Source organism: Serratia sp. CMO1 (assembly GCF_015689115.1).
Classification (GTDB): domain Bacteria; phylum Pseudomonadota; class Gammaproteobacteria; order Enterobacterales; family Enterobacteriaceae; genus Serratia; species Serratia marcescens.
On sequence record NZ_CP065032.1, the window covers coordinates 1,666,535 to 1,692,606 of the forward strand.

At 58.9% G+C, this 26,072-nt stretch carries 18 protein-coding genes; 13 read left to right on the plus strand and 5 right to left on the minus strand.

Features of this window, described 5'->3' with window-relative positions; genetic code table 11:
• Positions 1 to 305: 305 nt before the first annotated feature.
• From lrp to serS, 5 genes are all read left to right on the plus strand, one after another.
• On the plus strand, positions 306 to 800 hold the full coding sequence (gene lrp, locus IT763_RS07900) for a leucine-responsive transcriptional regulator Lrp (protein ID WP_004928318.1): 495 nt from the start codon (positions 306 to 308) through the stop codon (positions 798 to 800).
• A gap of 120 nt (positions 801 to 920) precedes the next feature.
• Complete coding sequence (locus tag IT763_RS07905; protein ID WP_206195322.1) at positions 921 to 4,577, plus strand: DNA translocase FtsK 4TM domain-containing protein; 3,657 nt, start codon at positions 921 to 923, stop codon at positions 4,575 to 4,577.
• Between the two features lie 198 nt (positions 4,578 to 4,775).
• Positions 4,776 to 5,387: an outer membrane lipoprotein chaperone LolA gene (gene lolA / locus IT763_RS07910; RefSeq protein ID WP_015377319.1), complete on the plus strand. Its 612-nt coding sequence runs from the start codon at positions 4,776 to 4,778 to the stop codon at positions 5,385 to 5,387.
• A 67-nt stretch (positions 5,388 to 5,454) separates the two neighbouring features.
• A complete protein-coding gene (locus tag IT763_RS07915) occupies positions 5,455 to 6,741 on the plus strand; it encodes a replication-associated recombination protein A (RefSeq protein ID WP_048796507.1) in 1,287 nt (428 codons plus the stop codon).
• Between the two features lie 109 nt (positions 6,742 to 6,850).
• Positions 6,851 to 8,143, plus strand: a complete 1,293-nt coding sequence (gene serS, locus IT763_RS07920) for a serine--tRNA ligase (protein WP_016928328.1) — start codon at positions 6,851 to 6,853, stop codon at positions 8,141 to 8,143.
• Positions 8,144 to 8,196: 53 nt separating this feature from the next.
• Here the strand turns inward: serS and IT763_RS07925 are convergent, their stop codons facing one another.
• The gene (locus tag IT763_RS07925) at positions 8,197 to 8,562 is read right to left on the minus strand and encodes a DUF1801 domain-containing protein (RefSeq protein ID WP_049300517.1); all 366 of its coding nucleotides are present in this window, start codon (positions 8,560 to 8,562) and stop codon (positions 8,197 to 8,199) included.
• Between the two features lie 163 nt (positions 8,563 to 8,725).
• On the opposite strand from IT763_RS07925, the gene IT763_RS07930 reads away from it, so the two are divergent.
• Positions 8,726 to 9,877: an MFS transporter gene (locus IT763_RS07930; protein WP_028127990.1), complete on the plus strand. Its 1,152-nt coding sequence runs from the start codon at positions 8,726 to 8,728 to the stop codon at positions 9,875 to 9,877.
• 48 nt (positions 9,878 to 9,925) lie between these two features.
• On the opposite strand, the gene pflA is transcribed toward IT763_RS07930, so the two are convergent.
• The 4 genes from pflA to ycaO form a co-directional block, all read right to left on the minus strand.
• Positions 9,926 to 10,666, minus strand: a complete 741-nt coding sequence (gene pflA / locus IT763_RS07935) for a pyruvate formate lyase 1-activating protein (RefSeq protein ID WP_016928325.1) — start codon at positions 10,664 to 10,666, stop codon at positions 9,926 to 9,928.
• Between the two features lie 281 nt (positions 10,667 to 10,947).
• Positions 10,948 to 13,230, minus strand: coding sequence for a formate C-acetyltransferase (gene pflB, locus IT763_RS07940; protein WP_016928324.1), 2,283 nt, complete (start codon positions 13,228 to 13,230; stop codon positions 10,948 to 10,950).
• Between the two features lie 54 nt (positions 13,231 to 13,284).
• A complete protein-coding gene (gene focA, locus IT763_RS07945; protein ID WP_004928284.1) occupies positions 13,285 to 14,145 on the minus strand; it encodes a formate transporter FocA in 861 nt (286 codons plus the stop codon).
• Positions 14,146 to 14,606: 461 nt separating this feature from the next.
• A complete protein-coding gene (ycaO, locus tag IT763_RS07950) occupies positions 14,607 to 16,370 on the minus strand; it encodes a 30S ribosomal protein S12 methylthiotransferase accessory factor YcaO (protein ID WP_033640817.1) in 1,764 nt (587 codons plus the stop codon).
• A 148-nt stretch (positions 16,371 to 16,518) separates the two neighbouring features.
• On the opposite strand from ycaO, the gene ansB reads away from it, so the two are divergent.
• The 7 genes from ansB to IT763_RS07985 all read left to right on the plus strand — a co-directional run bounded on the left by ansB (position 16,519) and on the right by IT763_RS07985 (position 26,057).
• Positions 16,519 to 17,565 carry an L-asparaginase 2 gene (gene ansB, locus IT763_RS07955; protein WP_016928322.1) on the plus strand — a complete coding sequence of 349 codons (1,047 nt, stop codon included), beginning with the start codon at positions 16,519 to 16,521 and terminating at the stop codon, positions 17,563 to 17,565.
• A 302-nt stretch (positions 17,566 to 17,867) separates the two neighbouring features.
• Positions 17,868 to 18,953 carry a 3-phosphoserine/phosphohydroxythreonine transaminase gene (gene serC / locus IT763_RS07960; RefSeq protein WP_206195323.1) on the plus strand — a complete coding sequence of 362 codons (1,086 nt, stop codon included), beginning with the start codon at positions 17,868 to 17,870 and terminating at the stop codon, positions 18,951 to 18,953.
• A gap of 113 nt (positions 18,954 to 19,066) precedes the next feature.
• Positions 19,067 to 20,353, plus strand: coding sequence for a 3-phosphoshikimate 1-carboxyvinyltransferase (gene aroA / locus IT763_RS07965; protein ID WP_016928320.1), 1,287 nt, complete (start codon positions 19,067 to 19,069; stop codon positions 20,351 to 20,353).
• 262 nt (positions 20,354 to 20,615) lie between these two features.
• Complete coding sequence (cmk, locus tag IT763_RS07970; protein ID WP_028127992.1) at positions 20,616 to 21,305, plus strand: (d)CMP kinase; 690 nt, start codon at positions 20,616 to 20,618, stop codon at positions 21,303 to 21,305.
• A gap of 184 nt (positions 21,306 to 21,489) precedes the next feature.
• Positions 21,490 to 23,163 (plus strand): 30S ribosomal protein S1, encoded by a 1,674-nt coding sequence (gene rpsA, locus IT763_RS07975; RefSeq protein WP_004928267.1) that lies wholly within the window; start codon positions 21,490 to 21,492, stop codon positions 23,161 to 23,163.
• Between the two features lie 62 nt (positions 23,164 to 23,225).
• The gene (gene ihfB / locus IT763_RS07980) at positions 23,226 to 23,510 is read left to right on the plus strand and encodes an integration host factor subunit beta (RefSeq protein WP_004928264.1); all 285 of its coding nucleotides are present in this window, start codon (positions 23,226 to 23,228) and stop codon (positions 23,508 to 23,510) included.
• A 315-nt stretch (positions 23,511 to 23,825) separates the two neighbouring features.
• Positions 23,826 to 26,057 (plus strand): ComEC family protein, encoded by a 2,232-nt coding sequence (locus IT763_RS07985; protein ID WP_371811613.1) that lies wholly within the window; start codon positions 23,826 to 23,828, stop codon positions 26,055 to 26,057.
• The last annotated feature ends 15 nt before the right edge of the window (positions 26,058 to 26,072 follow it).

Sequence of the window (26,072 nt, forward strand, 5' to 3'; positions counted from 1 at the left end):
CGAAAACATCATAGGAAGAAGAAATTATCCCCGTAACACCAGCAAATCGTACGTATTTGCGCCGCGAGGCGGCAATGCGCGATGGGTGTGCGGAGCAGAGCGCGCAAGCGTTTGCTGATTTTTTCTCGACCTAAACGTCGTTACCTGCATCGCGCGGGGTTGGACAGACAGGCTGCGCGGCGTGGAATGATGGTAGTGAAGAAGCATATGACAGGCATCGGGTCTTCGCTTGGAACGAACCCTTACACATTGACGTTGGCTAGGGTGTGGCAAGTGCACGGAAGAAAATAAGAGAGACAATAATAATGGCAGACAACAAGAAACGCCCGGGTAAAGATCTTGACCGTATCGACCGCAACATCCTGAATGAGCTGCAGAAGGATGGGCGTATTTCGAACGTCGAGCTTTCGAAGCGCGTGGGGTTATCCCCGACACCATGTTTGGAACGCGTGCGCCGTCTCGAGCGCCAGGGTTTCATTCATGGCTATACCGCATTGCTGAACCCGCATTATCTGGATGCGTCCCTGCTGGTTTTCGTGGAGATCACGTTGAACCGCGGCGCGCCGGATGTGTTTGAGCAATTCAACTCGGCAGTGCAGAAGCTTGAAGAGATTCAGGAGTGTCATCTGGTTTCCGGCGATTTCGACTACCTGTTGAAAACCCGCGTACCGGACATGTCGGCTTACCGCAAATTGCTGGGTGAAACCTTGCTGCGTTTGCCGGGGGTTAACGACACCCGTACCTACGTAGTGATGGAAGAAGTGAAACAGAGTAACCGTCTGGTTATCAAAACACGGTAAGGTGCAGGTGCAAAACCTGATTAAATTGGTTACACTCCTGTTTATTCATACAGTTTCGGCGCCGGGGCAGTTTCTCGGCGCTGTTGCTATGTCAGCTAACAGGAACCTGGAGAGCCTTTCTTGAGCCAGGAATATACAGAAGATAAAGAAGTTACCCTGAAAAGACTCAGCAGTGGCCGGCGTTTGCTGGAAGCTGTGCTTATCGTGGTAGCGATTTTTGCCGTTTACCTCATGGCTGCGCTGGTCAGTTTCAACCCGTCTGACCCAAGCTGGTCGCAGACCGCGTGGCATGAGCCGATTCACAATCTGGGCGGCGGTGTCGGAGCCTGGTTGGCCGATACGCTGTTCTTCACCTTCGGGGTGCTCGCCTACGCGATACCGCCGATCATGCTGGTCCTGTGCTGGGCGGCTTATCGCCAACGCAGCAACAGAGACTACATCGACTATTTCGCGCTTTCCCTGCGCCTGATCGGCACCCTGGCGTTAGTGCTCACCTCCTGTGGGTTGGCGGCGCTGAACGTTGACGATCTCTATTACTTCGCCTCCGGCGGCGTGATCGGCAGCCTGCTGAGCAACGCCATGTTGCCGTGGTTCAACGGCATCGGCGCTACGCTGGCGCTGCTGTGCGTATGGGCGGCGGGGTTGACGCTGTTTACCGGCTGGTCCTGGCTGGTGATCGCCGAGAAGATCGGCGGGGCGGTGTTGGGCGTTGCGACGGTGATGACCAATCGCTCACGTCGCGAAGAGCGCTATTTCGAGGATGACGAGCGTTACGTTGACGACGAGCCTGAGCAGGCAGGGAAGGGTGCCGCCGCAGCGGTTGCCGCGACCGCCGCCGGAGCCGCGGCCGCCGATGACGACGTGCTGTTCTCCGCGCCTTCGGTTACCGAAAGCGCCAAAGCGGCGGCGGAAGACGCCGCCGATCCGTTGCTCAGCGGCCTGCGCGCCGACGACGGTGAGCTTGAAGCAGAAGCCGCACCCAGCGCGCCGGTGGCTTCGCCTGCACCGACGGTGAAGGCAGAGATCCACGAGCCCGTCGCTGCGCCGATCGCCGCTCAGGCGCCGTCGGTAACGGTGGCGCCGGCCGCGCCGGCCTCGGTCAATCAGCACCCGGTAAGTGCGTCGGCGCAAGATGCTACGCCGCCGCTGTATTCCTTCGAGATCCCGGAAGAAACGCCTGCGCCTAAGGCGACGCGTCCTGTCGATCCTTATCAGGATGACGATGAGCCGCGCCTTGGTAACTGGCAAGAGCCGGCCGCGCCGCAGCCGCCGGCGCGTTCTCCCTTTGATTTTACCGCCGCACAGCGTGACAGCGTTGACATCGGCAGTTCGAGCGGTTTCAGCGCCACCGGCGCCAAACCGCAGCCGGATACGGCGGCAGCCGCTGCTGCGGGCGTTGCGGCGGCGACCTTTATGCCGGCCTTCACGGCGACCAGCGACGGCAATCCGCAGGTTAAGCAGGGCATCGGCCCTGAGCTGCCGCGGCCGAACCCGGTACGCATCCCGACCCGTCGCGAGCTGGCTTCCTACGGTATCAAGCTGCCTTCGCAGCGTGCGGCCGAACAGGAACAGCGCCAGACAGAGGCGGAGCCTCAACAGCTGACGGCGGCGAACCCGCAGGAAGAAGAGGCGCTGCAAGAAGCGGCGCTGCGCCAGGCGTTCGCCGAGCAGCAAAGCCAGCGCTATGGCGAAAGCTACGCGTCTGAGCAACAAGATGACGAGAGCGCATTGCAGGAAGCCGAGCTGAGCAAGGCGTTTGCCGAGCAGCAGCACCAACGCTACGGCGAAGGCTATCAACAGGACGACGAAGAGGCGCAGCAAGAGGCCGCGCTGCGCCAGGCGTTTGCCGAGCAGCAGCAGGCGCGCTACGGCCAGCAAGCATCTGCTCCGCAGGCGCCGGCCGCCAGCCCGATCGATACCCGCAATGCTTTCAGCTTCTCGCCGATGGCGGATCTGGTGGACGATGGCCCGAGCGAGCCGATGTTCACGCTGTCCCCGCAGCTTGAAGAGCGCATTGAACAGCAAAGCGAGCAAGAGGACGATGTGCCGTTCGGTCAGTTTGAGCCGGCGGCGCCGGCTGCCCAACCTCAGCAATCGCACCCGCAGCCTCAACAATACCAGCAGCCGCAGCAACAGCAGCATCAACAGCCGTCGCAGCAGCAATATCAGCAGCCGCAGCAACAGCCGCAGGTGCAGCAGCCTCAGCAACCTCAGGCCGAGCAGCATCCGGCGATGGACAGTTTGATTCACCCGTTCCTGATGCGCAACGATCAGCCGCTGCAGAAACCGACCACGCCTCTGCCGACGCTGGATCTGCTGACTGAAGCGCCGAAAGAAGTGGAGCCGGTCGATTCCTTCGCGCTGGAACAGAAAGCGCGCCTGGTGGAGGCCAGCCTGGCCGATTATCGCGTGAAAGCCGACGTGGTGGACATCCTGCCGGGGCCGGTCATCACCCGCTTCGAGCTGGATCTGGCGCCGGGCGTTAAAGCGGCGCGCATTTCCAACCTGTCGCGCGATCTGGCGCGTTCGCTGTCGACTTCGGCGGTGCGCGTGGTGGAAGTGATCCCCGGTAAGCCTTATGTCGGTCTGGAGCTGCCGAACGCCAAGCGGCAAACGGTATATCTGCGCGAGGTGCTGGATTGTCCGGCCTTCCGCGACAACCCGTCGCCGCTGTCCATCGTATTGGGTAAAGACATCTCCGGCGAGCCGGTGGTGGCCGATCTGGGCAAAATGCCGCACTTGCTGGTCGCCGGTACCACCGGTTCCGGTAAGTCGGTCGGGGTCAACGCCATGATCCTGAGCATCCTGTATAAGGCCACGCCGAAAGAAGTGCGCTTTATCATGATCGACCCGAAAATGCTGGAACTGTCGGTTTACGAAGGCATTCCACACCTGTTGACCGACGTGGTCACCGACATGAAAGACGCCGCCAACGCGCTGCGCTGGTGCGTGGGTGAAATGGAACGCCGCTACAAGCTGATGTCTGCCCTGGGCGTGCGTAACCTGGCCGGCTACAACGAGCGCGTCGATCAGGCCGAAGCGATGGGGCGTCCGATCCCGGATCCATTCTGGAAGCCGACCGACAGCATGGACATCACGCCGCCGGTGTTGGAGAAAGAGCCGTACATCGTGGTGATGGTCGACGAATTCGCCGATCTGATCATGACGGTCGGCAAGAAGGTCGAAGAGCTGATCGCTCGCCTGGCGCAGAAAGCGCGTGCGGCGGGCATCCATCTGGTGCTGGCGACCCAGCGTCCGTCGGTGGATGTGATCACCGGCCTGATCAAGGCCAACATTCCGACGCGCATCGCCTTTACCGTGTCGAGCAAGATCGACTCCCGCACCATCCTCGATCAGGGGGGCGCCGAGTCCTTGCTGGGCATGGGTGACATGCTCTATCTGGCGCCGAACTCCTCGATCCCGGTGCGCGTGCATGGCGCATTCGTGCGCGATCAGGAAGTGCACGCGGTGGTCAAGGATTGGAAAGCGCGCGAGCGGCCCCAATATAAAGAGGGCATTCTCAGCGGCGGCGAAGACGGCGAGGGCGGTGCCGGCGGCGGCATGGACGGCGACGAAGAGCTGGATCCGCTGTTTGACCAGGCGGTGGATTTCGTGGTGGATAAACGCCGCGCCTCCATCTCCGGCGTACAGCGCCAGTTCCGCATCGGCTATAACCGCGCGGCGCGTATCATCGAACAGATGGAGGCGCAGGGCATCGTCAGCGAGCAGGGGCATAACGGCAACCGCGAGGTGCTGGCGCCGCCGCGGCACGATTGATGGTCGCTTAGCCATTGCAATTTAATAAGAAAGGGCCGCTTAAGCGGCCCTTGTGCAAAGAAGCGTAAACCCGTTTCTTCTCGGAACATTGGCCTACCGGCCGATCGCCGGCTTCAGGTAAAGTAACGGGAGTAAAGGGTTGATTGACCCGCACGGCGTCGCCCTGCGGTTAACGCATTTCATAAGGTATCTGGAATAATGAAAAAACTGTTAGTTGCCTGCTGTCTGCTTTCGGGATTCGCTTCTACCTCCGTGCTGGCCGACGCCGCACAGGATCTGCAAAGTCGCCTGGCGAAGGTGAACAGTTTCCACGCCAGCTTCTCGCAAACCGTGACCAGCGCCGAAGGCGCCGCGGTGCAACAGGGTGAAGGCGAGCTGTGGGTGAAGCGGCCGAACCTGTTCAACTGGCACATGACGTCACCCGATGAGAGCGTGCTGGTCTCCGATGGTCAAACCCTGTGGTTTTACAACCCGTTCGTCGAGCAGGTGACGGCGACCTGGTTGAAGAACGCCACCGGCAATACGCCGTTTATGCTGATTACCCGCAATAATGCCAGCGACTGGAAACAGTACAACGTGAAGCAAAAGGGCGATGATTTTGAATTAACGCCGAAATCCGCCAGCGGCAACCTGAAGCAATTCGCCATCAGCGTGACCAACAGCGGCACCATCCGCAGCTTCGCCGCGGTGGAGCAGGATGGCCAGCGTAGTGCTTATACGCTGAAAAGCCAGCAGAACGTCGCCGCCGATCCGGCCAAATTCAAATTTACCCCGCCGAAGGGGGTGACGCTGGACGACCAGCGCCAGTGAGGTGCAAGTGAGTAATAATCTGTCGCTCGATTTTTCCCAGAACGAGTTCCAGCCGTTGGCCGCGCGCATGCGGCCGACCACGCTGGCGCAGTATATCGGCCAGCAACACCTGCTGGCCGCCGGCAAGCCGCTGCCGCGCGCCATTGAGGCCGGGCAACTGCACTCGATGATTTTATGGGGGCCGCCGGGCACCGGGAAGACGACGTTGGCAGAGCTGATCGGCCGTTATGGTCAGGCGGATGTCGAACGGATCTCTGCCGTGACCTCCGGCATCAAGGAGATCCGCGAGGCGATTGAGCGGGCGCGGCAAAACCGCGACGCCGGCCGCCGCACCATCCTGTTCGTCGACGAAGTGCACCGCTTTAACAAAAGCCAGCAGGACGCTTTCCTGCCGCATATCGAAGACGGCACCATCACCTTTATCGGCGCCACCACCGAAAACCCGTCGTTCGAACTGAACTCGGCGCTGTTGTCCCGCGCCCGCGTTTACCTACTGAAGGCGCTGACCGCCGAAGATATCGGCCAGGTGCTGGATCAGGCGATGAGCGACAAGGCGCGCGGCTTTGGCAATCAGAACGTCGAGCTGCCCGCGGAAACGCGCCGCCTGCTGTCGGAGTTGGTGGGCGGCGATGCGCGCCGGGCGCTGAACAGCCTGGAAATGATGGCGGACATGGCGGAGATCGATGCCAAAGGCGTGCGGGTGCTGACGCCGGAGTTGCTGAAAGAGGTGTCGGGCGAGCGCAGCGCGCGCTTCGACAACAAGGGCGACCGTTATTACGACCTGATTTCCGCGCTGCATAAATCAGTGCGCGGTTCGGCGCCGGACGCCGCGCTGTACTGGTATGCGCGCATCATTACCGCCGGCGGCGATCCGCTCTATGTGGCGCGCCGTCTGTTGGCGATTGCCTCTGAAGACGTGGGCAACGCCGATCCGCGCGGCATGCAGGTGGCGATCGCCGCCTGGGATTGCTTCACCCGCGTGGGGCCGGCCGAGGGCGAACGCGCCATCGCGCAGGCGATTGTTTACCTGGCCTGCGCGCCGAAAAGCAATGCGGTTTACACCGCGTTCAAGGCCGCCATGCGCGATGCCAAAGAGCAGGCCGATTATGACGTGCCGGAGCACCTGCGCAACGCGCCGACCAAGCTGATGAAGGAGATGGGGCTGGGGGCGGAATACCGTTACGCCCACGACGAACCCAACGCCTACGCCGCCGGCGAGAACTATTTCCCGCCCGAAATGGCCCATACGCGCTACTACCAACCGACCTCGCGCGGGCTGGAAGGGAAAATCGGCGAAAAGTTGGCATGGCTGGCTGAGCAGGATCAAAATAGCCCGACAAAACGCTACCGCTAGCGTGGCCGTTGCGGTAAGGTTAGCGGGTATCACTCTTCTTTTATGCGGCTATAAATCAGCCGCATAGAACAACAACACTTCTTTCAATAACAACAAGCACAGGATTAGCATGCTCGATCCCAATCTGCTGCGTAATGAGCTAGACGCAGTCGCCGTCAAACTGGCTCGCCGAGGCTTTAAACTCGATCTGGATCTGCTGCGTTCGCAGGAAGAACGCCGCAAAGTTCTGCAGGTAGAAACTGAAACGCTGCAAGCGGAACGCAACTCCCGATCGAAATCCATCGGCGCGGCCAAAGCGCGTGGGGAAGACATCGAGCCGCTGCGTCGCGAAGTGAACGAGCTGGGTGACAAGCTGGATGCCGCCAAGGCGGCGCTGGATGCGCTGCAAAGCGAGATCCGCGATTACGCTCTGACGCTGCCTAACCTGCCGGACGACGCGGTGCCGGATGGTAAAGACGACAGCGAAAACCTGGAAGTCACCCGCTGGGGCGAACCGCGCCAGTACGACTTCGCGGTGCGCGATCACGTCGATCTGGGCGAAATGGCCGGCGGGCTGGATTTTGCCGCCGCGGTTAAGCTGACCGGTTCGCGTTTCGTGGTCATGAAAGGGCAAATCGCCCGCATGCACCGCGCGCTGTCCCAGTTCATGCTGGATCTGCACACCGAGCAGCACGGCTACCTGGAGGCCTACGTACCTTATCTGGTCAACCACGCCACGCTGTATGGCACCGGCCAACTGCCGAAGTTCGGCGAAGATCTGTTCCATACCCGCCCGCTGGAAGAAGAAGCCGACAGCAGCAACTACGCGCTGATCCCAACGGCGGAAGTGCCGCTGACCAACCTGGTGCGCGACGAGATCGTGGAAGAGGAAACTCTGCCGCTGAAGATGACCGCGCACACGCCATGCTTCCGTGCGGAAGCCGGTTCTTACGGTCGCGATACCCGCGGTTTGATCCGCATGCACCAGTTCGACAAGGTCGAGATGGTGCAGATCGTCCGTCCGGAAGATTCGATGGATGCCCTGGAAGAGCTGACCGGTCACGCGGAAAAAGTGCTGCAGCTGCTGAACCTGCCTTACCGCAAGGTGCTGCTGTGCACCGGCGATATGGGCTTCGGCGCATGCAAGACCTACGATCTGGAAGTGTGGTTGCCGGCGCAGAACACCTACCGCGAGATCTCGTCCTGCTCCAACATGTGGGACTTCCAGGCGCGTCGCATGCAGGCGCGTTGCCGCAGCAAGGCCGACAAGAAGCCGCGTCTGGTTCACACGCTGAACGGCTCCGGCCTGGCGGTCGGCCGTACGCTGGTGGCAGTGCTGGAAAACTACCAGCAGGCCGACGGTCGCATTCAGGTGCCTGAAGTGCTGCGTCCTTATATGGGCGGCCTGGAATATATTGGCTAAACGGCAAGCTACGAGAAAAAAGCGCCTGCGGGCGCTTTTTTTATGTCGAGAATTCAGTCTGTCGCCAGCGCGTAGGCCTGTTTAATGTAGTCCGCCAGATGCTTGCTTTTCACCTCGGCGAGCGAGTGGAGCTTGATGTGCCGCCGATATTGGCCGTTGCCTTCGAGCTGATGATGGCTGTCTACCAGCCGGTAGCCGTGACCGAACTCCACCGTGACGTGGTGGCGATAGGCGAAAACGCCGCAGAAAAATTGAGTATGCGAGAACATGATGCCGCCGTATTTGACCGATTCGGTGACGCCACTGCCGCTTGTCGCGGCGATCCGACGTACCTGCTGCACAATGGCCAGCAGCTCATCGTGCGTGCTGCCGATGTCCGCCAGCAGGGTCTCTACCGCAGCATCATTTGCGTGACTCATCTTGCTTCTCCATCGTTAAATTCGCTCTGCGCTGAGCATAGCGCTTTTCCAGCCGATTAGCCGGAAACAAATCGTGCGGTGGAATGATAAGAGGCGATTGACTTTTTTATCGCCAGTGGCATGATGCGCGCACTCTCATTGCGCGTTCGGTCACAATTTCACTATGTCCGCATACTCCCGCCCAGTGCTCCTATTGCTCTGCGGCCTTTTGCTGCTCACGGTATCCATTGCCGTTTTGAATACGTTAGTGCCGCTTTGGTTAACCCATGCCCAGCTGTCAACCTGGCAGGTGGGAATGGTCAGCTCCTCTTATTTCAGCGGCAACCTGTTGGGCACGTTGGTGGCGGGCAGACTGATCCAGCGCGTCGGCTTTACCCGCAGCTATCATCTTTCTTGTCTGGTGTTCGCCGCGGCGACCGCCGGCATGGTGCTGTCGATCGATTTCTGGAGCTGGCTGGGCTGGCGCTTCTTCGCCGGCGTCGGTTGCGCCTGGATCTGGGTGATCGTGGAGAGCGCGCTGTTGCGCAGCGGTAACCTGAGCAACCGTGGCCAGCTGCTGGCGGCCTATATGATAGTCTATTACCTCGGTACGGTGACCGGCCAATTGCTGTTGAGCATGACCTCGACCGAATTGCTGCACGTGGTGCCGTGGGTGACCGCCATTGTGATCAGCGCGATGTTGCCAATGCTGTTCGCGCGGGTCAACCGCCATGAAGACGAGCCGCAGCAGGCGGCGGTATGGACAATGTTGAGACGCCGCAGCGCGCGCCTCGGCATCAACGGCTGCATCATCTCCGGCATCGTGCTCGGTTCGCTGTATGGCTTGATGCCGCTGTATCTCTCCCATCAGGGCATGAGTGACGCCAACGTCGGTTACTGGATGGCGCTGCTGGTCAGCTCCGGCATCGTCGGGCAATGGCCGGTCGGGCGCCTGGCCGATCGTTACGGGCGCCTGCTGGTGCTGCGCATTCAGGTGTTCGTGGTGATCCTCGCCAGCGTGGCGATGCTCGGCAACTACGCCATGGCGCCTTCACTGTTCATCCTCGGCTGTGCCGGCTTTACCCTGTATCCGGTGGCGATGTCCTGGGCCTGCGAGAAGGCAATGCCGCATGAACTGGTGGCGATGAACCAGGCGCTGCTGATGAGTTACACCATCGGCAGCCTGCTGGGCCCATCGATGACGGCGCTGCTGATGCAAAACTACTCCGATCGCGTGCTGTTCGTGATGATCGCCGCCGTGGCGCTGGTTTACCTGCTGATGCTGCTGAAAAAGCAGAAGCCGGATCGCCACCACACGCCGTTCGCCGCCGCCTGAGCATAAAAAAACCGGCCATGAGCCGGTTTTTCTTTTGGCGTGCGCCAATCAGTAAATCACTTTGTGGCCGTAGCTTTCCAGGATGCCTTTGACGCGATCCATGGTCTCGGCCTTCGGCGGGTGCACACCGTCCAGTTTGTACTCTTCCCCCATCGCTATCCATTTGTGCTTGCCCAGCTCGTGGTAAGGCAGCAGCTCGATTTTCTCGATGTTGGTCATGTCTTTGGTGAACTCGCCCAGCAGGTGCGCCGATTTATCGTCGTCTGACCAGCCCGGCACCACTACGTAACGGATCCAGGTGCGCTGATTGCGTTTCGCCAGGTAGCGGGCGAATTCCAACGTGCGGTGGTTGGAGACGCCGACCAGATTCTGGTGGATATCGTCGTTCATCTGTTTCAGATCCAGCATGACCAGATCGGTGGTGTCCAGCAACTCGTCGATCACCGGATCGTAGCGGCGCACGAAGCCATTGGTGTCCAGGCAGGTATTGATGCCTTCGGCGTGGCAGGCGCGGAACCAGTCGCGCACGAATTCAGCCTGCAGGATCGCCTCGCCGCCGGACGCGGTCACGCCGCCGCCGGAGGCATTCATGAAGTGGCGGTAGGCCACCGCGTCTTTCATCAGCTCTTCGACGGTCACTTCTTTGCCGCCGTGGGTGTCCCAGGTGTCGCGGTTATGGCAATAGAGGCAGCGCATCAGGCAGCCCTGGAAGAAGACGATAAAGCGGATCCCGGGCCCATCGACGGTGCCGCAGGATTCGAAGGAGTGGATGCGACCAGTTACTGACATTGCGGGTTTTTCTCCAATATTGACTGTCAAACGCAGTCTAAAAATAGGCGCGTGGCCGCCGGCCAGGTATCTGCGATGCAGTGGCGGGGTGAGCCCGCCACCGGGGGTAATGATGCCTGTCGGCCGGTCAGTTGCCGGATAACTGTTTTGCCGGCTATCCATCCAGTATAGATGTCCGGCAAAACAGACTCGTACAGAGTCAGGGGAGAGCGGTGGGAGAAAAGGGCCGGCAGAACCGGCCCCGACGTTGGCACCGGGCGGTTTCCCGCCCGGTTGGCGCATTACATCGTTTGAGTGAAGGTACGAGTAATGACGTCCTGCTGCTGCTCTTTGGTCAGCGAGTTGAAGCGCACGGCGTAACCGGAGACGCGGATGGTCAGCTGAGGGTACTTCTCAGGGTTTTCCATCGCGTCCAGCAGCATTTCGCGGTTCATCACGTTGACGTTCAGGTGCTGACCGCCTTCGATGGAGGCTTCATGGTGGAAGTAACCATCCATCAGGCCTGCCAGGTTGGCTTTACGCACGTCGTCGTCTTTACCCAGCGCGTTAGGCACGATGGAGAAGGTGTAGGAGATCCCGTCTTTCGCGTAGGCAAACGGCAGTTTGGCTACCGAGGTCAGGGAGGCTACTGCGCCTTTCTGGTCGCGGCCGTGCATCGGGTTGGCGCCTGGGCCGAACGGTGCGCCGGCGCGGCGGCCATCCGGGGTGTTACCGGTTTTCTTGCCGTACACCACGTTGGAGGTGATGGTCAGTACGGACTGAGTCGGTACCGCGTTGCGGTAGGTGCGCAGTTTCTGAATTTTCTTCATGAAACGTTCCACCAGGTCGCAGGCGATGTCATCGACGCGGGCGTCGTTGTTACCGAACTGCGGATACTCGCCTTCCACTTTGAAGTCGATAGCCAGGCCGTCTTCGTCGCGAATGGTGGTGACTTTCGCGTACTTGATGGCGGACAGGGAGTCGGCCGCAACGGACAGACCGGCGATGCCGCAAGCCATGGTGCGATAAACGTCACGGTCATGCAGCGCCATCAGCGCAGCTTCGTAGCTGTACTTGTCGTGCATGTAGTGAATGATGTTCAGCGCGGTCACGTACTGCTTGGCCAGCCAATCCATAAAGTGATCCATGCGCGCCATGACTTTGTCATAGTCCAGCACTTCGTCCATCATCGGCGCTTCTTTCGGGCCGACCTGCATTTTCAGTTTTTCGTCAACGCCGCCGTTGATGGCGTACAGCATGGTTTTCGCCAGGTTGGCGCGGGCGCCGAAGAACTGCATTTGTTTGCCGACGATCATCGGGCTGACGCAGCAAGCGATGGCATAGTCATCGTTGTTGAAGTCAGGGCGCATCAGGTCGTCGTTTTCGTACTGAACGGAAGAGGTGTCGATGGACACTTTCGCCGCGAATTTCTTGAAGTTCAGCGGCAGCTTCTCAGACCACAGGATGGTCATGTTCGGCTCCGGAGACGGCCCCATGGTGTACAGGGTGTTCAGGAAGCGGAAGCTGTTTTTGGTGACCAGGGTACGGCCGTCGACGCCCATACCGGCCAGGGACTCAGTCGCCCAGATTGGGTCGCCGGAGAACAGCTCATCGTACTCAGGGGTACGCAGGAAGCGCACCATACGCAGTTTCATCACCAGGTGGTCGATCAGTTCCTGCGCTTGTTCTTCGGTCAGTTTGCCCGCCTTGATGTCGCGTTCGATGAACACGTCGAGGAAGGTGGACACGCGGCCGAAGGACATGGCGGCGCCGTTCTGGGATTTCACCGCGGCCAGGTAGCCGAAGTAGGTCCACTGCACCGCTTCTTGCGCGCTGGTGGCCGGGCCGGAGATGTCGTAGCCGTATTTGGCGGCCATCTCTTTGATCTGAGCCAGAGCGCGGTGCTGTTCAGCGATCTCTTCGCGCAGCTGGATGGTCATTTCCAGGTCTTCGCCGTTTTCCAGTTTTTCCTGCAGCGATTTGAACTGGTTCAGTTTGTCGGCCATCAGGAAGTCGATGCCGTACAGCGCCACGCGGCGGTAGTCGCCGATGATGCGGCCGCGGCCGTAGGCGTCTGGCAGACCGGTCAGCACGCCGGATTTACGGCAGTTCAGGATGTCTTTGGTGTAAACGTCGAATACGCCCTGGTTGTGGGTTTTACGGTATTCGGTGAACACTTTTTTCAGCTGCGGATCCAGCTCGCGGCCGTACACTTTGCACGAACCTTCGACCATTTTGATGCCGCCGAACGGGATCAGCGCGCGTTTCAGAGGGGCGTCGGTCTGCAGACCCACGATGGTTTCCAGCTCTTTGGCGATGTAACCCGCGTCGTGAGAAATGATGGTTGAAGCAACGTTGGTGTCGAAATCAACCGGCGCATGAGTGCGGTTTTCCAGTTTGATCCCTTCCATAACCTTGTCCCACAAGGTGGTGGTGGCTTGAGTTGCGCCAGCCAGGAAGGATTCGTCACCTTCATAAGGCGTGTAGTTTTTCTGGATGAAGTCACGAACGTTGACTTCATTCTGCCAGTCACCCTTGCTGAAACCTTCCCAAGCGTTGGCTAATTTCTCGTTAAGTTCGGTCATTGTACACCTACCTTTGATTGTGGATTTCTAACTCTGCGCGCGGTAACTCACAGCTTAGTGCTGCTCGCGGCCCCCGCGCAGATAAATTACCCAGTAAGTCAACCCAACCAGCAGACCGCCGCCGATGATGTTACCGAGGGTGACCGGAATCAGGTTGTCGATGATGAAGTTGCTTACTGTCAGATGAGCGAATTGCTCAGGTACCGCCCCTACGGCTTGCCAGAACTCCGGCGTGGCGAAGTGTTTGACCACGATGCCCATAGGGATCATAAACATGTTGGCGATGCTGTGTTCGAAGCCGCTGGCGACAAACATCCCGACCGGCAGCACCATGGCGAGCATCTTGTCGGTCAGGGTGCGGCCGGAGTAGCTCATCCAGACCGCCAGGCAGACCATCAGGTTAGCCAGAATGCCGAGGCAGACGGCTTCGATAAAGGTGTGATGCAGCTTATGGTCTGCGGTTTGCAGGACATTCAGGCCCCACTGGCCGTTGGCGACCATATACTCGCCGGAGAACCAGATCAGCGCCACGAAGAACAGCGCGCCGACCAGGTTGCCGAGATAAACGTTCAGCCAGTTGGCGCCCAGCTGGCCCCAGCTGATGCGGCCGCTGGCCTTGGCGATGACGATAAGTACGGTAGAAGTGAACAGGTCGGCGCCCGACACCACCACCAGCATTAACCCGAGAGAGAAGCAGATGCCGCCGACCAGTTTCGCCAGCCCGAAAGGTACGCCGGCGGTGCCGGTGGTCGCCGTGATGTAGAAGACGAAGGCGATGGAAATGAAGACACCGGCGGTGATCGCCAAATAAAACGTTTTCAGCGGATGTTTGGTGGCTTTATACACGCCGGCATCTTCAGCGATTTTCGCCGTTGCTGCAGGTAAAATCAGATCGAAGGGGCTGTCAGTTTTCAAACTAACTCTCGCTCTTAAGGGTTAAAACAACGCAATGAGATACTAGCAAAGCAGTATAGGGGAAAATTTGATTTGGATCATAAGGCGGGGAAGTAGAGCGGCGAAATGACGTGTTTTTTGTGTGGTTTTTATGATTAATTTATTGATTTTTAATGAAAAACATTTTTTTAATGTTTGCAAATTTTTTTGAATCCACCGAATGGTCGGCATAGAGTAAAGTTAAATTTTTAGGCGTTTTGTCGCCGCGCGGCGCTGAAAGTTTAATTATCGGTTAATTATTATTTCACCGTCCGGCAACAATTGACGGTTTATTTATTTTTATGGCCGTTTAACCGCCTATTTTCCGGCGAAAAAATAAAACCGAATGCGTTGAAATAAACCGCAAAAATGAAAACGCCGCAACGGAGTGCGGCGTTTGGCAACAGGGGTACTCCCAAAGTGGTGGCACCCCCTGATGATGCTTAGGCCTTGGCCCAGTGGCGGCGTTTGGCTGCCTGCAGCTTCTCGTAAGCCGCCAGCAGCGCCTGATGCGCCGGCAGCGCCTTCAGATCGGCATCGACGGCGAACAGCCCGTTGAAGCGCTCTTCACCGCTGATGGCGGCGGAGGCGGCGTCGACCGCTTCCTGGCCGTACATTTTCACGAACGCGGTATAGTATTGCGCCGCTTCGCGTTCAGGCTCCTGCGCCAGCAGCAGCAGCGTTTGCAGGCAGCGGTAGTAGTTGCTGCGCGCCGGGCTCAGCACCGAGGCGTTGAAGTCCTGCGTCCATTCGGTCCAAATCAGCGCCTGATCCAGATCGCCGCCCGCCAGCGCCAGCATCGACTTCAGCTCGCCCACGCGCAGGGTATGCCAGGCGTTGTCTTTGCCGCTGGCAATGCCCAGCAGTTCGCGTACGCGGGTGAAATCGTCCAGCCCTTCGTCGTCCAGCTGCTCGATCAGCGCCAGGTATTCTTCCGGCTCCCACTCGCTGCCCGGCAGCGCCAGCAGCGTATCGCGCAGGTGCGCGCCCATGCTGTTGTTGGCCAGCAGCAGGTCTTCCGCCGGGTAGATATCGGACATGCCCGGCACGATGATGCGGCAAGCGTAGACGCCCAGGTGCTCGTAGTCGGCGATGTACACTTCCGCGTCTTCCTTGTCGAAGATGCTCATCAGGGTGGCGAACTCTTCCTGCGTGCTGCCGCTGAAGTTCCAGTCAACGAACGGGTAATCGGCATCCTGTTTGAACAGATCCCAGGAGATCAGGCCGCTGGAGTCGATGAAGTGCGTTTCCAGGTTGGTGTGTTCCGCCACTTCTTCGTCATCGAAGGTCGGCGCGGTGAACACGTCGAGATCTTTCAGGCTGCGGCCCTGCAGCAGTTCGGTTACCGTGCGCTCCAGCGCCACGCCGAAGTCCGGATGCGCACCGAATGAAGCGAAGCAGGTGCCGTTGGTCGGGTTGAACAGCACCACGCAGATCACCGGGTAGTTGCCGCCCAGCGAGGCGTCATAGGAGAGGATCGGGAAACCTTCCTCTTCCAACTTGGCGATGGCTTCCACCACGCCCGGGTAGCGGTTCAGCACTTCGTCCGGGATCGCCGGCAGGCTGATGGATTCGGCGATGATGCGGTTTTTCACATAACGCTCGAACACTTCCGACAGGCCCTGCACGCGCGCTTCGTTGGCGGTGTTGCCGGCGGACATGCCGTTGGAAACATACAGGTTGCCGATGATATTCATCGGGATGTACACGGTTTGCTGGTCGGACTGACGGGTAAACGGCAGCGCGCACACGCCGCGATCGGCGTTGCCGGATTGCAGATCGACCAGATCGCTGGCGCTCAGCTCTTGCTGCGGATCGTAGAAGGCGTGCAGGCGTTCGTCGAGGATGCCGGCCGGCAGCGCGTCGTCTTCAGGGATCGGGAACCATTTCTCATTCGGGTAGTGCACGAAGTCGCCTTCGGCGATCTGCCGGCCCAGATAGAAATCGGCAAAGAAGTAGTTGGTGGACAGGCGCTCGAAATATTCACCCAGCGCGGAGGCCAGCGCGGCTTTTTTGCTGGCGCCTTTGCCGTTGGTGAAGCACAGCGGGCAATCGCGATCGCGAATGTGCACCGACCACACGTGCGGCACCGGGTTCAGCCAGGAGGCTTCTTCGATGTTGAAACCGAGGTCGCTCAGTTTCTGCTGGAAACGGGCGATGGAGTCTTCCAGGGCGGCGTCTTTACCGGGGATAAAAGTTTGCGTCATTGTCTTCACTTTTTGCGCGTACTAAAAACGCGCAATGATACGGGGTTTTACGCTGGAGCTCCACGTATTCCTAAAGCGGTGGCAAAGTCACAGTTTTTTTAAGGATAAAGGCCATAATTCAGCGAGTTATCTGTCACGGAGAAATCTAATGAAATCAGTGAAACTCAGCGTGTTAACCCTCTTGTTGACCGGCGTCAGCGCTTCGGCGCTGGCGCTGCCCAACATCACCCTGCTGGCGACCGGCGGCACCATCGCCGGCGGCGGCGATTCGGCGACGAAATCCAACTATACCGCGGGCAAGCTGGGCGTCGAGGCGCTGGTCGATGCGGTGCCGGCGCTGAAAAACATCGCCAACGTGCGGGGGGAGCAGGTGGTGAACATCGGCTCGCAGGACATGAACGATCAGGTCTGGCTGACGCTGGCGAAGAAAATTGACGCCGACTGCGGCAAAACCGACGGCTTCGTCATCACCCACGGTACCGATACGCTGGAAGAGACGGCCTATTTCCTCGATCTGACGGTGAAGTGCGACAAGCCGGTGGTGCTGGTCGGGGCGATGCGGCCGGCGACGGCGATGAGCGCCGACGGCCCGTTCAACCTGTATAACGCGGTGGTGACGGCGGCGGATCCGCAATCGGCCAACCGCGGGGTGCTGGTGGCGATGAACGACACCGTGCTGGACGCGCGCGACGTCACCAAGACCAATACCACCGCCGTGCAGACCTTCCAGTCGCCGAACTTCGGCCCGCTGGGGTACATCCACAACGGCAAGATCGATTACCAGCGTTCGCCGCAGCGCAAGCATACCCGGGAGACGCCGTTCGACGTCAGCAAGCTGAACGAGCTGCCGAAGGTCGGCATCGTCTACAACTACGCCAACGCCTCCGATGCGCCGGCCAAGGCGCTGATCGCCGAAGGATATCAGGGCATCGTCAGCGCCGGGGTCGGCAACGGTAACCTGTATAAAACCGTGTTCGACACCTTGGCGACGGCGGCGCACAACGGCGTGGCGGTGGTGCGTTCTTCGCGCGTGCCGACCGGCGCGACCACCGAGGATGCGGAAGTGGACGACGCCAAATACGGCTTCGTGGCCGCCGGCACGCTGAATCCGCAAAAAGCGCGCATTCTGCTGCAGCTGGCGCTGACGCAAACCAAAGACGCGAAGCAGATCCAGCAGATGTTCAATCAGTACTGATCGTTTTCTCTCCTGCGGGGGCCGTCCGGGCTCCCGCAGCCATCTCGGCTGAATACAGCATAAAACACCGCGTTAACCTGCTGAATTTCCCCATGTCGCAGGGTTTTATCGTCCAAACAATCGCGACGGCCGCAGAGCCTGTCATCACCCGGCGCGACCGTTTGCCGCCGACGGGCGAATAAGCGTTGCAGCCATGGGGCGTGAGTGATAAAACCGATGGGTTGGTTAACGCGAGCGTTAGCTTCGGGCATCTTTTCGACAGGTCGCTTTTCTGCGGCGAACAGTGAATGTGGTGAGGGGAAATGACTCAGGTTTATAATTTTAGCTCTGGCCCGGCGATGCTGCCGGTGGAAGTGTTGCGTCGTGCGGACCAGGAACTGTGCAATTGGCACGGCCTGGGCACGTCAGTGATGGAGATCAGTCACCGCAGCAAAGAATTCATCGCCGTTGCCGAGCAGGCGGAACAGGATCTGCGCGATCTGCTGAAAGTCCCCTCCAACTATAAAGTGCTGTTTTGCCACGGCGGCGCCCGCGCACAATTCGCCGCGCTGCCGCTGAACCTGCTGGGCGACAAGGCCACCGCCGACTATATCGACGGTGGTTATTGGGCGCACAGCGCCATCAAGGAAGCGGAAAAGTATTGCACCCCGAACGTCATCGACGTGAAAACTCGCATCGACGGCCTGAGCGGCATCAAGCCGATGAAAGAGTGGCAGCTGAGCAACGACGCTGCTTACGTGCATTATTGCCCGAATGAAACCATCGACGGCGTGGCCATTGATGAAACGCCGGACTTCGGCGACAAAGTGGTGATCGGCGATTACTCCTCGACCATTCTGTCCCGCCCGCTCGACGTCAGCCGCTTCGGCGTGATTTACGCCGGCGCGCAGAAAAATATCGGCCCGGCCGGCCTGACGCTGGTGATCGTGCGCGACGATCTGCTGGGCAAGGCGCGCAAAGAAGTGCCGTCTATCCTCGATTACACCGTGCTGGCCGAGAACGACTCGATGTTCAACACCCCGCCAACCTTCGCCTGGTACTTGTCCGGGCTGGTGTTCAAATGGCTGAAAGAGCAGGGCGGCCTGGTGGAGATGCAAAAACGCAATCAGGCCAAGGCCGAGCTGCTGTACGCGACCATCGATAAATCCGACTTCTACCGCAGCCAGGTGGCGATCGCCAACCGTTCCTGGATGAACGTGCCGTTCCAGCTGGCCGATGCGGCGCTGGACAAGGTATTCCTCAGCGAAGCCGAGGCCATCGGCCTGCAGGCGCTGAAAGGCCACCGGGTAGTTGGCGGCATGCGTGCTTCTATTTACAATGCCATGCCGCTGGCCGGCGTGCAGGCGCTGACCGACTTCATGACCGACTTCGAACGTCGTCACGGTTGATTCCGTCAGCCCGCCAGGCGCGGGCTGCTCAGGCTGTTGTCCTTTTGCATTAAAGCGGCTCCGGCATTATTCCGGAGCCGTTTCGTTTATCAGAATTGGAGAGTTTTGTTCACATGGTGGATTCCCTGACGTTACAACCGGTCGCCCTGGTCAATGGCACCGTCAACTTACCCGGCTCGAAGAGCGTTTCTAACCGCGCTCTGCTGCTGGCGGCGCTGGCGGAGGGAACGACCCGGCTGACCAACCTGCTGGACAGCGACGATGTGCGTCATATGCTGAATGCGCTGCAGGCGTTGGGCGTGAACTACCGGCTTTCCGCCGACCGCACCGTGTGTGAAGTGACCGGTGTGGCCGGGCCGTTGGTGGCCAACCAACCGCTGGAACTGTTCCTCGGCAATGCCGGCACCGCGATGCGCCCACTGGCGGCGGCGCTGTGCCTTGGTGAAGGTGATGTGGTGCTGACCGGGGAACCCCGCATGAAAGAACGCCCGATCGGCCATCTGGTGGACGCGTTGCGCCAGGGCGGGGCGCAGATTGATTACCTTGAGCAGACCGATTACCCGCCGATTCGCCTGCGCGGCGGTTTCCAGGGCGGCGACGTCACCGTTGACGGCAGCGTCTCCAGCCAGTTCTTGACCGCGTTGCTGATGACCGCGCCCCTGGCGCCGCAGGATACGCAGATCCACATCAAGGGCGAGCTGGTTTCCAAGCCCTACATCGACATCACGCTGCATCTGATGCGCACCTTCGGCGTATCGGTGAGCCACGACAACTACCGGGTATTCCATATCCAGGGGCGCCAGACGTATATCGCGCCGGGCGACTACCTGGTTGAGGGCGACGCTTCTTCCGCCTCTTACTTCCTGGCGGCGGCGGCGATCAAGGGCGGCACCGTGCGCGTGACCGGCATCGGCCGCAAAAGCGTGCAGGGCGACACCAAGTTCGCCGACGTGCTGGAGAAAATGGGCGCGCGCATCACCTGGGGCGACGATTTCATCGAGTGCAGCCGCGGTGAACTGCGCGGCATCGACATGGACATGAACCACATTCCGGACGCGGCGATGACCATCGCCACCGCGGCGTTGTTCGCCGAGGGGCCGACCACCATCCGCAATATCTACAACTGGCGGGTGAAGGAGACCGACCGTCTGGCGGCGATGGCCACCGAGTTGCGTAAAGTGGGGGCGGAAGTGGACGAAGGCGAAGACTACATTCACGTCGTGCCGCCGGCCAAACTGCAGTTCGCCGAGATCGGTACCTACAACGATCACCGCATGGCGATGTGCTTCTCGCTGGTGGCGCTGTCGGATACCCCGGTCACCATTCTCGATCCGAAATGCACCGCGAAAACTTTCCCGGATTATTTCGAGCAGTTGGCGCGCATCAGCCAGCCGGCGTAGTAACCCGTCAAATCGTTTCTTTTAAGGCCCCTTTGTGGGCCTTTATCGTTTTTAACCTTCGGCAACCGGCGTTTCTTCTATACTTTTTCGCGGTTGTGCGCTTATTTTCAACAACCGGACAGTTCCAGGGTAACAGATTGCCGTAGGGCAGCGTATAATACGCCACCGTATTTGCCCCTGATTGGGCAGGTGGCAGAGTGCACGGGCTTCGAGTCGAAGCGCGCCGTGTCTCTGTGAGGTTTTCTACCTGAAGGAGAGAGAAATGACGGCTACAGCCCCGGTGATAACCGTTGATGGACCAAGTGGCGCAGGCAAAGGCACGCTGTGTAAAGCGTTGGCCGAGTCCCTTGGTTGGCGTTTGCTGGATTCTGGCGCGATCTACCGCGTGCTGGCGCTGGCGGCGTTGCATCATCAGGTGGATATCACTTCTGAGGAAGCGCTGGTTCCGCTGGCCGCACATCTCGATGTTCGCTTCGTTGCCCAGGACGGCAAGCTGCAGGTGATTTTGGAAGGTGAGGACGTCAGCAATGAGATCCGCACCGAAACCGTCGGCAACACTGCGTCGCAAGCGGCGGCGTTTCCGCGCGTGCGCGAGGCGTTGCTGCGCCGCCAGCGCGCGTTTCGCGAGGCGCCCGGCCTGATTGCCGATGGCCGCGACATGGGCACGGTGGTGTTCCCGGACGCGCCGGTCAAGATTTTCCTCGACGCCAGCTCGGAGGAGCGCGCGCACCGCCGCATGCTGCAGTTGCAGGAGAAGGGCTTTAATGTTAACTTTGAACGTCTTTTAGCCGAGATAAAGGAACGGGACGACCGTGACCGTAATCGGCCTATCGCGCCTCTGGTGCCCGCTTCTGACGCCCTCGTGCTGGATTCTACCAGCATGTCGATAGAGGAAGTGATCCAGCAGGCGTTGACGTATGCACAGAAAGTATTGGCGTTGCCGCAGCAATAAGCGCGGCGGCGCTATTGGCTTTTTGTCATATTTGTCATAGCGGTATCGCAATATATCGGGTAAAATTTTACCCCTGTAACCTTAAACCCTGTCGGCATGGAGCCAATGGCGGGGTATGTGAAACAACCCCATTCGGCGGGATGCTAAATGGACGTTAAACTAAAGAACCCTGAAGATTAACAACATGACTGAATCTTTCGCTCAACTCTTTGAAGAATCCTTAAAAGAAATCGAAACCCGCCCGGGTTCCATCGTTCGTGGCGTCGTTGTTGCTATCGACAAAGATATCGTACTGGTTGACGCCGGTCTGAAATCTGAGTCTGCCATCCCGGCTGAGCAATTCAAAAACGCCCAGGGCGAGCTGGAAATCCAGGTTGGTGACGAAGTTGACGTTGCTCTGGATGCTGTTGAAGACGGCTTCGGTGAAACCCTGCTGTCCCGTGAGAAAGCTAAGCGTCACGAAGCTTGGATCACGCTGGAAAAAGCCTACGAAGAAGCTGAGACTGTAACCGGTGTTATCAACGGCAAAGTGAAGGGTGGCTTCACCGTCGAGCTGAACGGCATCCGCGCGTTCCTGCCAGGTTCCCTGGTTGACGTGCGTCCGGTACGTGACACTCTGCACCTGGAAGGCAAAGAGCTTGAGTTCAAAGTCATCAAGCTGGATCAGAAGCGCAACAACGTTGTCGTTTCTCGCCGTGCGGTTATCGAATCCGAAAACAGCGCTGAGCGCGATCAACTGCTGGAAAACCTGCAGGAAGGCATGGAAGTTAAAGGTATCGTTAAGAACCTCACTGACTACGGTGCATTCGTTGATCTGGGCGGCGTAGACGGCCTGCTGCACATCACTGACATGGCTTGGAAACGCGTTAAGCACCCAAGCGAAATCGTCAATGTTGGCGATGAAATCACTGTTAAAGTGCTGAAGTTCGACCGCGAGCGTACTCGTGTATCCCTGGGCCTGAAACAGCTGGGCGAAGATCCATGGGTTGCTATCGCGAAACGTTACCCAGAAGGCACCAAGCTGACTGGCCGTGTAACCAACCTGACTGATTACGGCTGCTTCGTAGAAATCGAAGAAGGCGTTGAAGGTCTGGTACACGTTTCTGAAATGGATTGGACCAACAAAAACATCCATCCGTCCAAAGTTGTTAACGTGGGCGACGTAGTGGAAGTGATGGTTCTGGACATCGATGAAGAACGTCGTCGTATCTCCCTGGGCCTGAAGCAGTGCAAATCCAACCCATGGCAGCAGTTCGCAGAAACCCACAATAAGGGCGACCGCGTTGAAGGTAAAATCAAGTCTATCACTGACTTCGGTATCTTCATCGGCCTGGACGGCGGCATCGACGGCCTGGTTCACCTGTCTGACATCTCCTGGAACGTTGCAGGCGAAGAAGCAGTACGTGAATACAAGAAAGGCGACGAAATCGCTGCGGTTGTTCTGCAAGTTGACGCAGAGCGCGAGCGTATCTCCCTGGGCGTGAAGCAACTGGCTGAAGACCCGTTCAATAACTACCTGTCTATGAACAAGAAAGGTGCTATTGTTACTGGTAAAGTCACTGCAGTTGACGCCAAAGGTGCTACAGTTGAATTGGCAGGCGGCGTAGAAGGTTACCTGCGTGCATCTGAAGCCTCTCGCGACCGCATTGAAGATGCAACTCTGGTTCTGAACGTAGGTGACGAAGTTGAAGCTAAATTCACCGGCGTTGACCGTAAGAACCGCGTTGTAAGCCTGTCCGTACGTGCTAAGGACGAAGCTGACGAGAAAGACGCCATCGCAACTGTTAACAACAAACAGGAAGAAGGCAACTTCTCTAACGCAATGGCTGAAGCTTTCAAAGCGGCTAAAGGCGAGTAATGACGGGGGGCGGTCGCTGACCGCCCCGATACGGTAGTTTAGCTGCAAAGCTTGGAGGTACTATGACCAAGTCTGAACTTATTGAAAGACTTGCTGGCCAGCAATCTCATATTCCGGCGAAGGCCGTTGAGGATGCAGTGAAAGAGATGCTTGAGCACATGGCCGCAACGCTGGCCGAGGGCGAACGCATTGAGATCCGCGGATTCGGCAGTTTTTCTCTTCACTACCGTGCCCCGCGTGTAGGCCGCAACCCGAAAACCGGTGACAAAGTAGAGCTGGACGGTAAATACGTTCCTCACTTCAAGCCAGGCAAAGAGTTGCGTGACCGCGCCAATATCTATGGCTAGTCGCTGACTGATCATAGCGTTGTTGCTTGAAAAGAATATAAAACGGTGCCTGTAAGGCGCCGTTTTTTTTCGCCTGCAATTCTCCGCGATATGCTCGCGAGTTGCGTACTACGCCGCATTTACGATGTGGCTCCTGCATAGATCTCTCTTATCCTGCCATGTTCACCGCATCTTCGTTAAAGCCTGCTGGCGGTGACATGTCGCCTGAATGATCCTGCTTGCTTGCCGTGATGCGCTTTTGCTCATGGCGGAGCCGATGGGAGAAGAGCGATCAAAATTTCGCTGGATCTGGCGATACTCGCCGTTATCTGCGGCATCCTGCCGCTGTTGGTTTTACCGCAGTTGCCTGAGCAATGGCAGCTGTGGCCGCTCGTGCTTGTTGTCTGTTTACTGCTGCGCACGCGCAGGCCATTCTGCCGCTATTTGGCCTGCCTGGGATTGGGATTCATATGGGCGGTTTTCAACGCCGGCAGCCTGATCGGGCAAATGGATCGCTTAACTCGCATGCCGGACGTGACGGCGGTGGTGCAGGTGAGCAGCGTCGCGCTGGAGCCCGCCGCCAGTAAACAGACGCTGATGCGCATCGAGCGGGTCGACGGTCATTGGTTGGCGCCTGCGCTGGCGTTTACCACGACGTGGGCTCCCGAACAGCAGCGGCTATGCGCCGGGCAGCGTTGGCAATTGAAACTGCGCCTGCGGCCGGTACATGGCAAGCTCAATGAAGGCGGATTTGACAGCCAACGTTGGGCGATCGCCCAGCGCCAACCGTTGACGGGCCGGGTCAGGCAGGCTCGTTTGCTGGATGGCGATTGCGGGCTGCGCCAGCGCATCATCAGCCATGCGGAAACCAACATCGGTGAATTGCGTTACAAGGCGGTATTGCTGGCGCTGGCGTTTGGGGAACGAACCGCGCTGGAGCAGGCTTTGCGCACGCTGATGCTGAAGACCGGCATCGCTCACCTGATGGCCATTTCAGGGTTGCATGTGGCGATGGTCGCCATTTTGTTCTGGGCCGCGTTGCGCGCGCTGCAGTTTTTTCTGCCCGCCCATTTGATTGGCTATCGCTTTCCATTGGTCGCAGGCTGGGTGGCGACGCTGATCTATGTTTGGTTGGTGGGCGCCCAGCCGCCGGCGGTGCGTACCGCGTTGGCGATGACGCTGTGGATGCTGCTGCGCTTGCGCGGCGTTCATTGTTCTTCCTGGCAAGTGTGGTTGTGGTGTATCGGGCTGATTTTGCTGTGCGATCCGTTGGCGGTTTTGTCAGACAGTTTCTGGCTGTCGGTGCTGGCGGTGGGGTGTTTGATTTTTTGGTTTGAATGGGCGCCGCTCGGTGAGCGATTCCGGTCGGCCTGGTATTGGGCGCCGGTGCGTTGGCTGCATATTCAGCTGGGTATGACGTTGTTGCTGGTGCCGATGCAGGTCGCGCTGTTCTTAGGTCTGACGCTGACCTCGCTGCCCGCCAATCTTTGGGCGGTGCCCATCGTCTCATTGGTGACGGTGCCGTTGATTTTGCTGGCGGTGATTGGCGGCGTCCTCCCCTCGCTAAGTTACGGGCTTTGGTGGTTGGCAGATTTCACGTTGAGCGGGGTGTTTGTGCCGCTGCATTACCTGCAACGCGGTTGGGTGGATTTGGGAGCCGCCTCGCTGCTGGCCAGCATAGCGGGATGGCTTATCGTTATCTGCTGGCGTTTTCATTGGTGGTGGCGCTATGCGCCGGGGCTGGCGGCGGTGGCGGTATGCTGCGTGTTGTGGCGTGGCAAAGCGCCGGACTATCGCTGGCGCGTCGATATGCTTGATGTCGGGCACGGGTTGGCGGTGGTTATCGAGCAAAACGGCAAGGGGATACTGTACGATACCGGCGATCGTTGGCCCGCGGGCAGCGCCGCCGAACGGCATATCTTACCGATGCTGAACTGGCGGAATATTGAACTGGAGCAGATCATTATCAGCCATATTCACCTCGATCATATCGGCGGGCTGCCGGTGATGCGGCGGGCATTTCCTCAGGCGACGGTGCGCAGCCCGATACGCGGGGAAGGACACTTGCCCTGCGTCGCCGGTGAGCGTTGGCGCTGGCAATCGCTGCAATTCGAGGTGCTGTGGCCACCGAAAACGCGCAAAAGGCCGGTCAATGACGACTCCTGCGTGATCCGCATCGACGATGGGCAATACAGTTTGCTGCTCACCGGTGATGCGGAAAAGAAGGCGGAGGAGCAGCTGTTACGGTTGCGGCGCGATCGTTTGGCTGCCACGGTGTTGCAGGTGGGGCATCACGGCAGCAAGACGTCTTCTACGCCGCCGTTTCTGCGCGCGGTCAATCCCGAAGCGGCGCTGGCGTCCGCATCGCGTTACAACAAATGGCGATTGCCGGCGCGGAAAGTGGTCGCCAGATACCGGGCAAATGACATTCAATGGCGCGATACGACGCGCTCCGGTCAGTTATCGGTACTTTTTTTCGACAACGATTGGCAAATTAAAGGCTTTCGCGAACAATTAATGCCCCGTTGGTACCATCAGCGGTTTGGCGTAGAGGGTGATAATGAGTAAAATAGGCCGCTATTT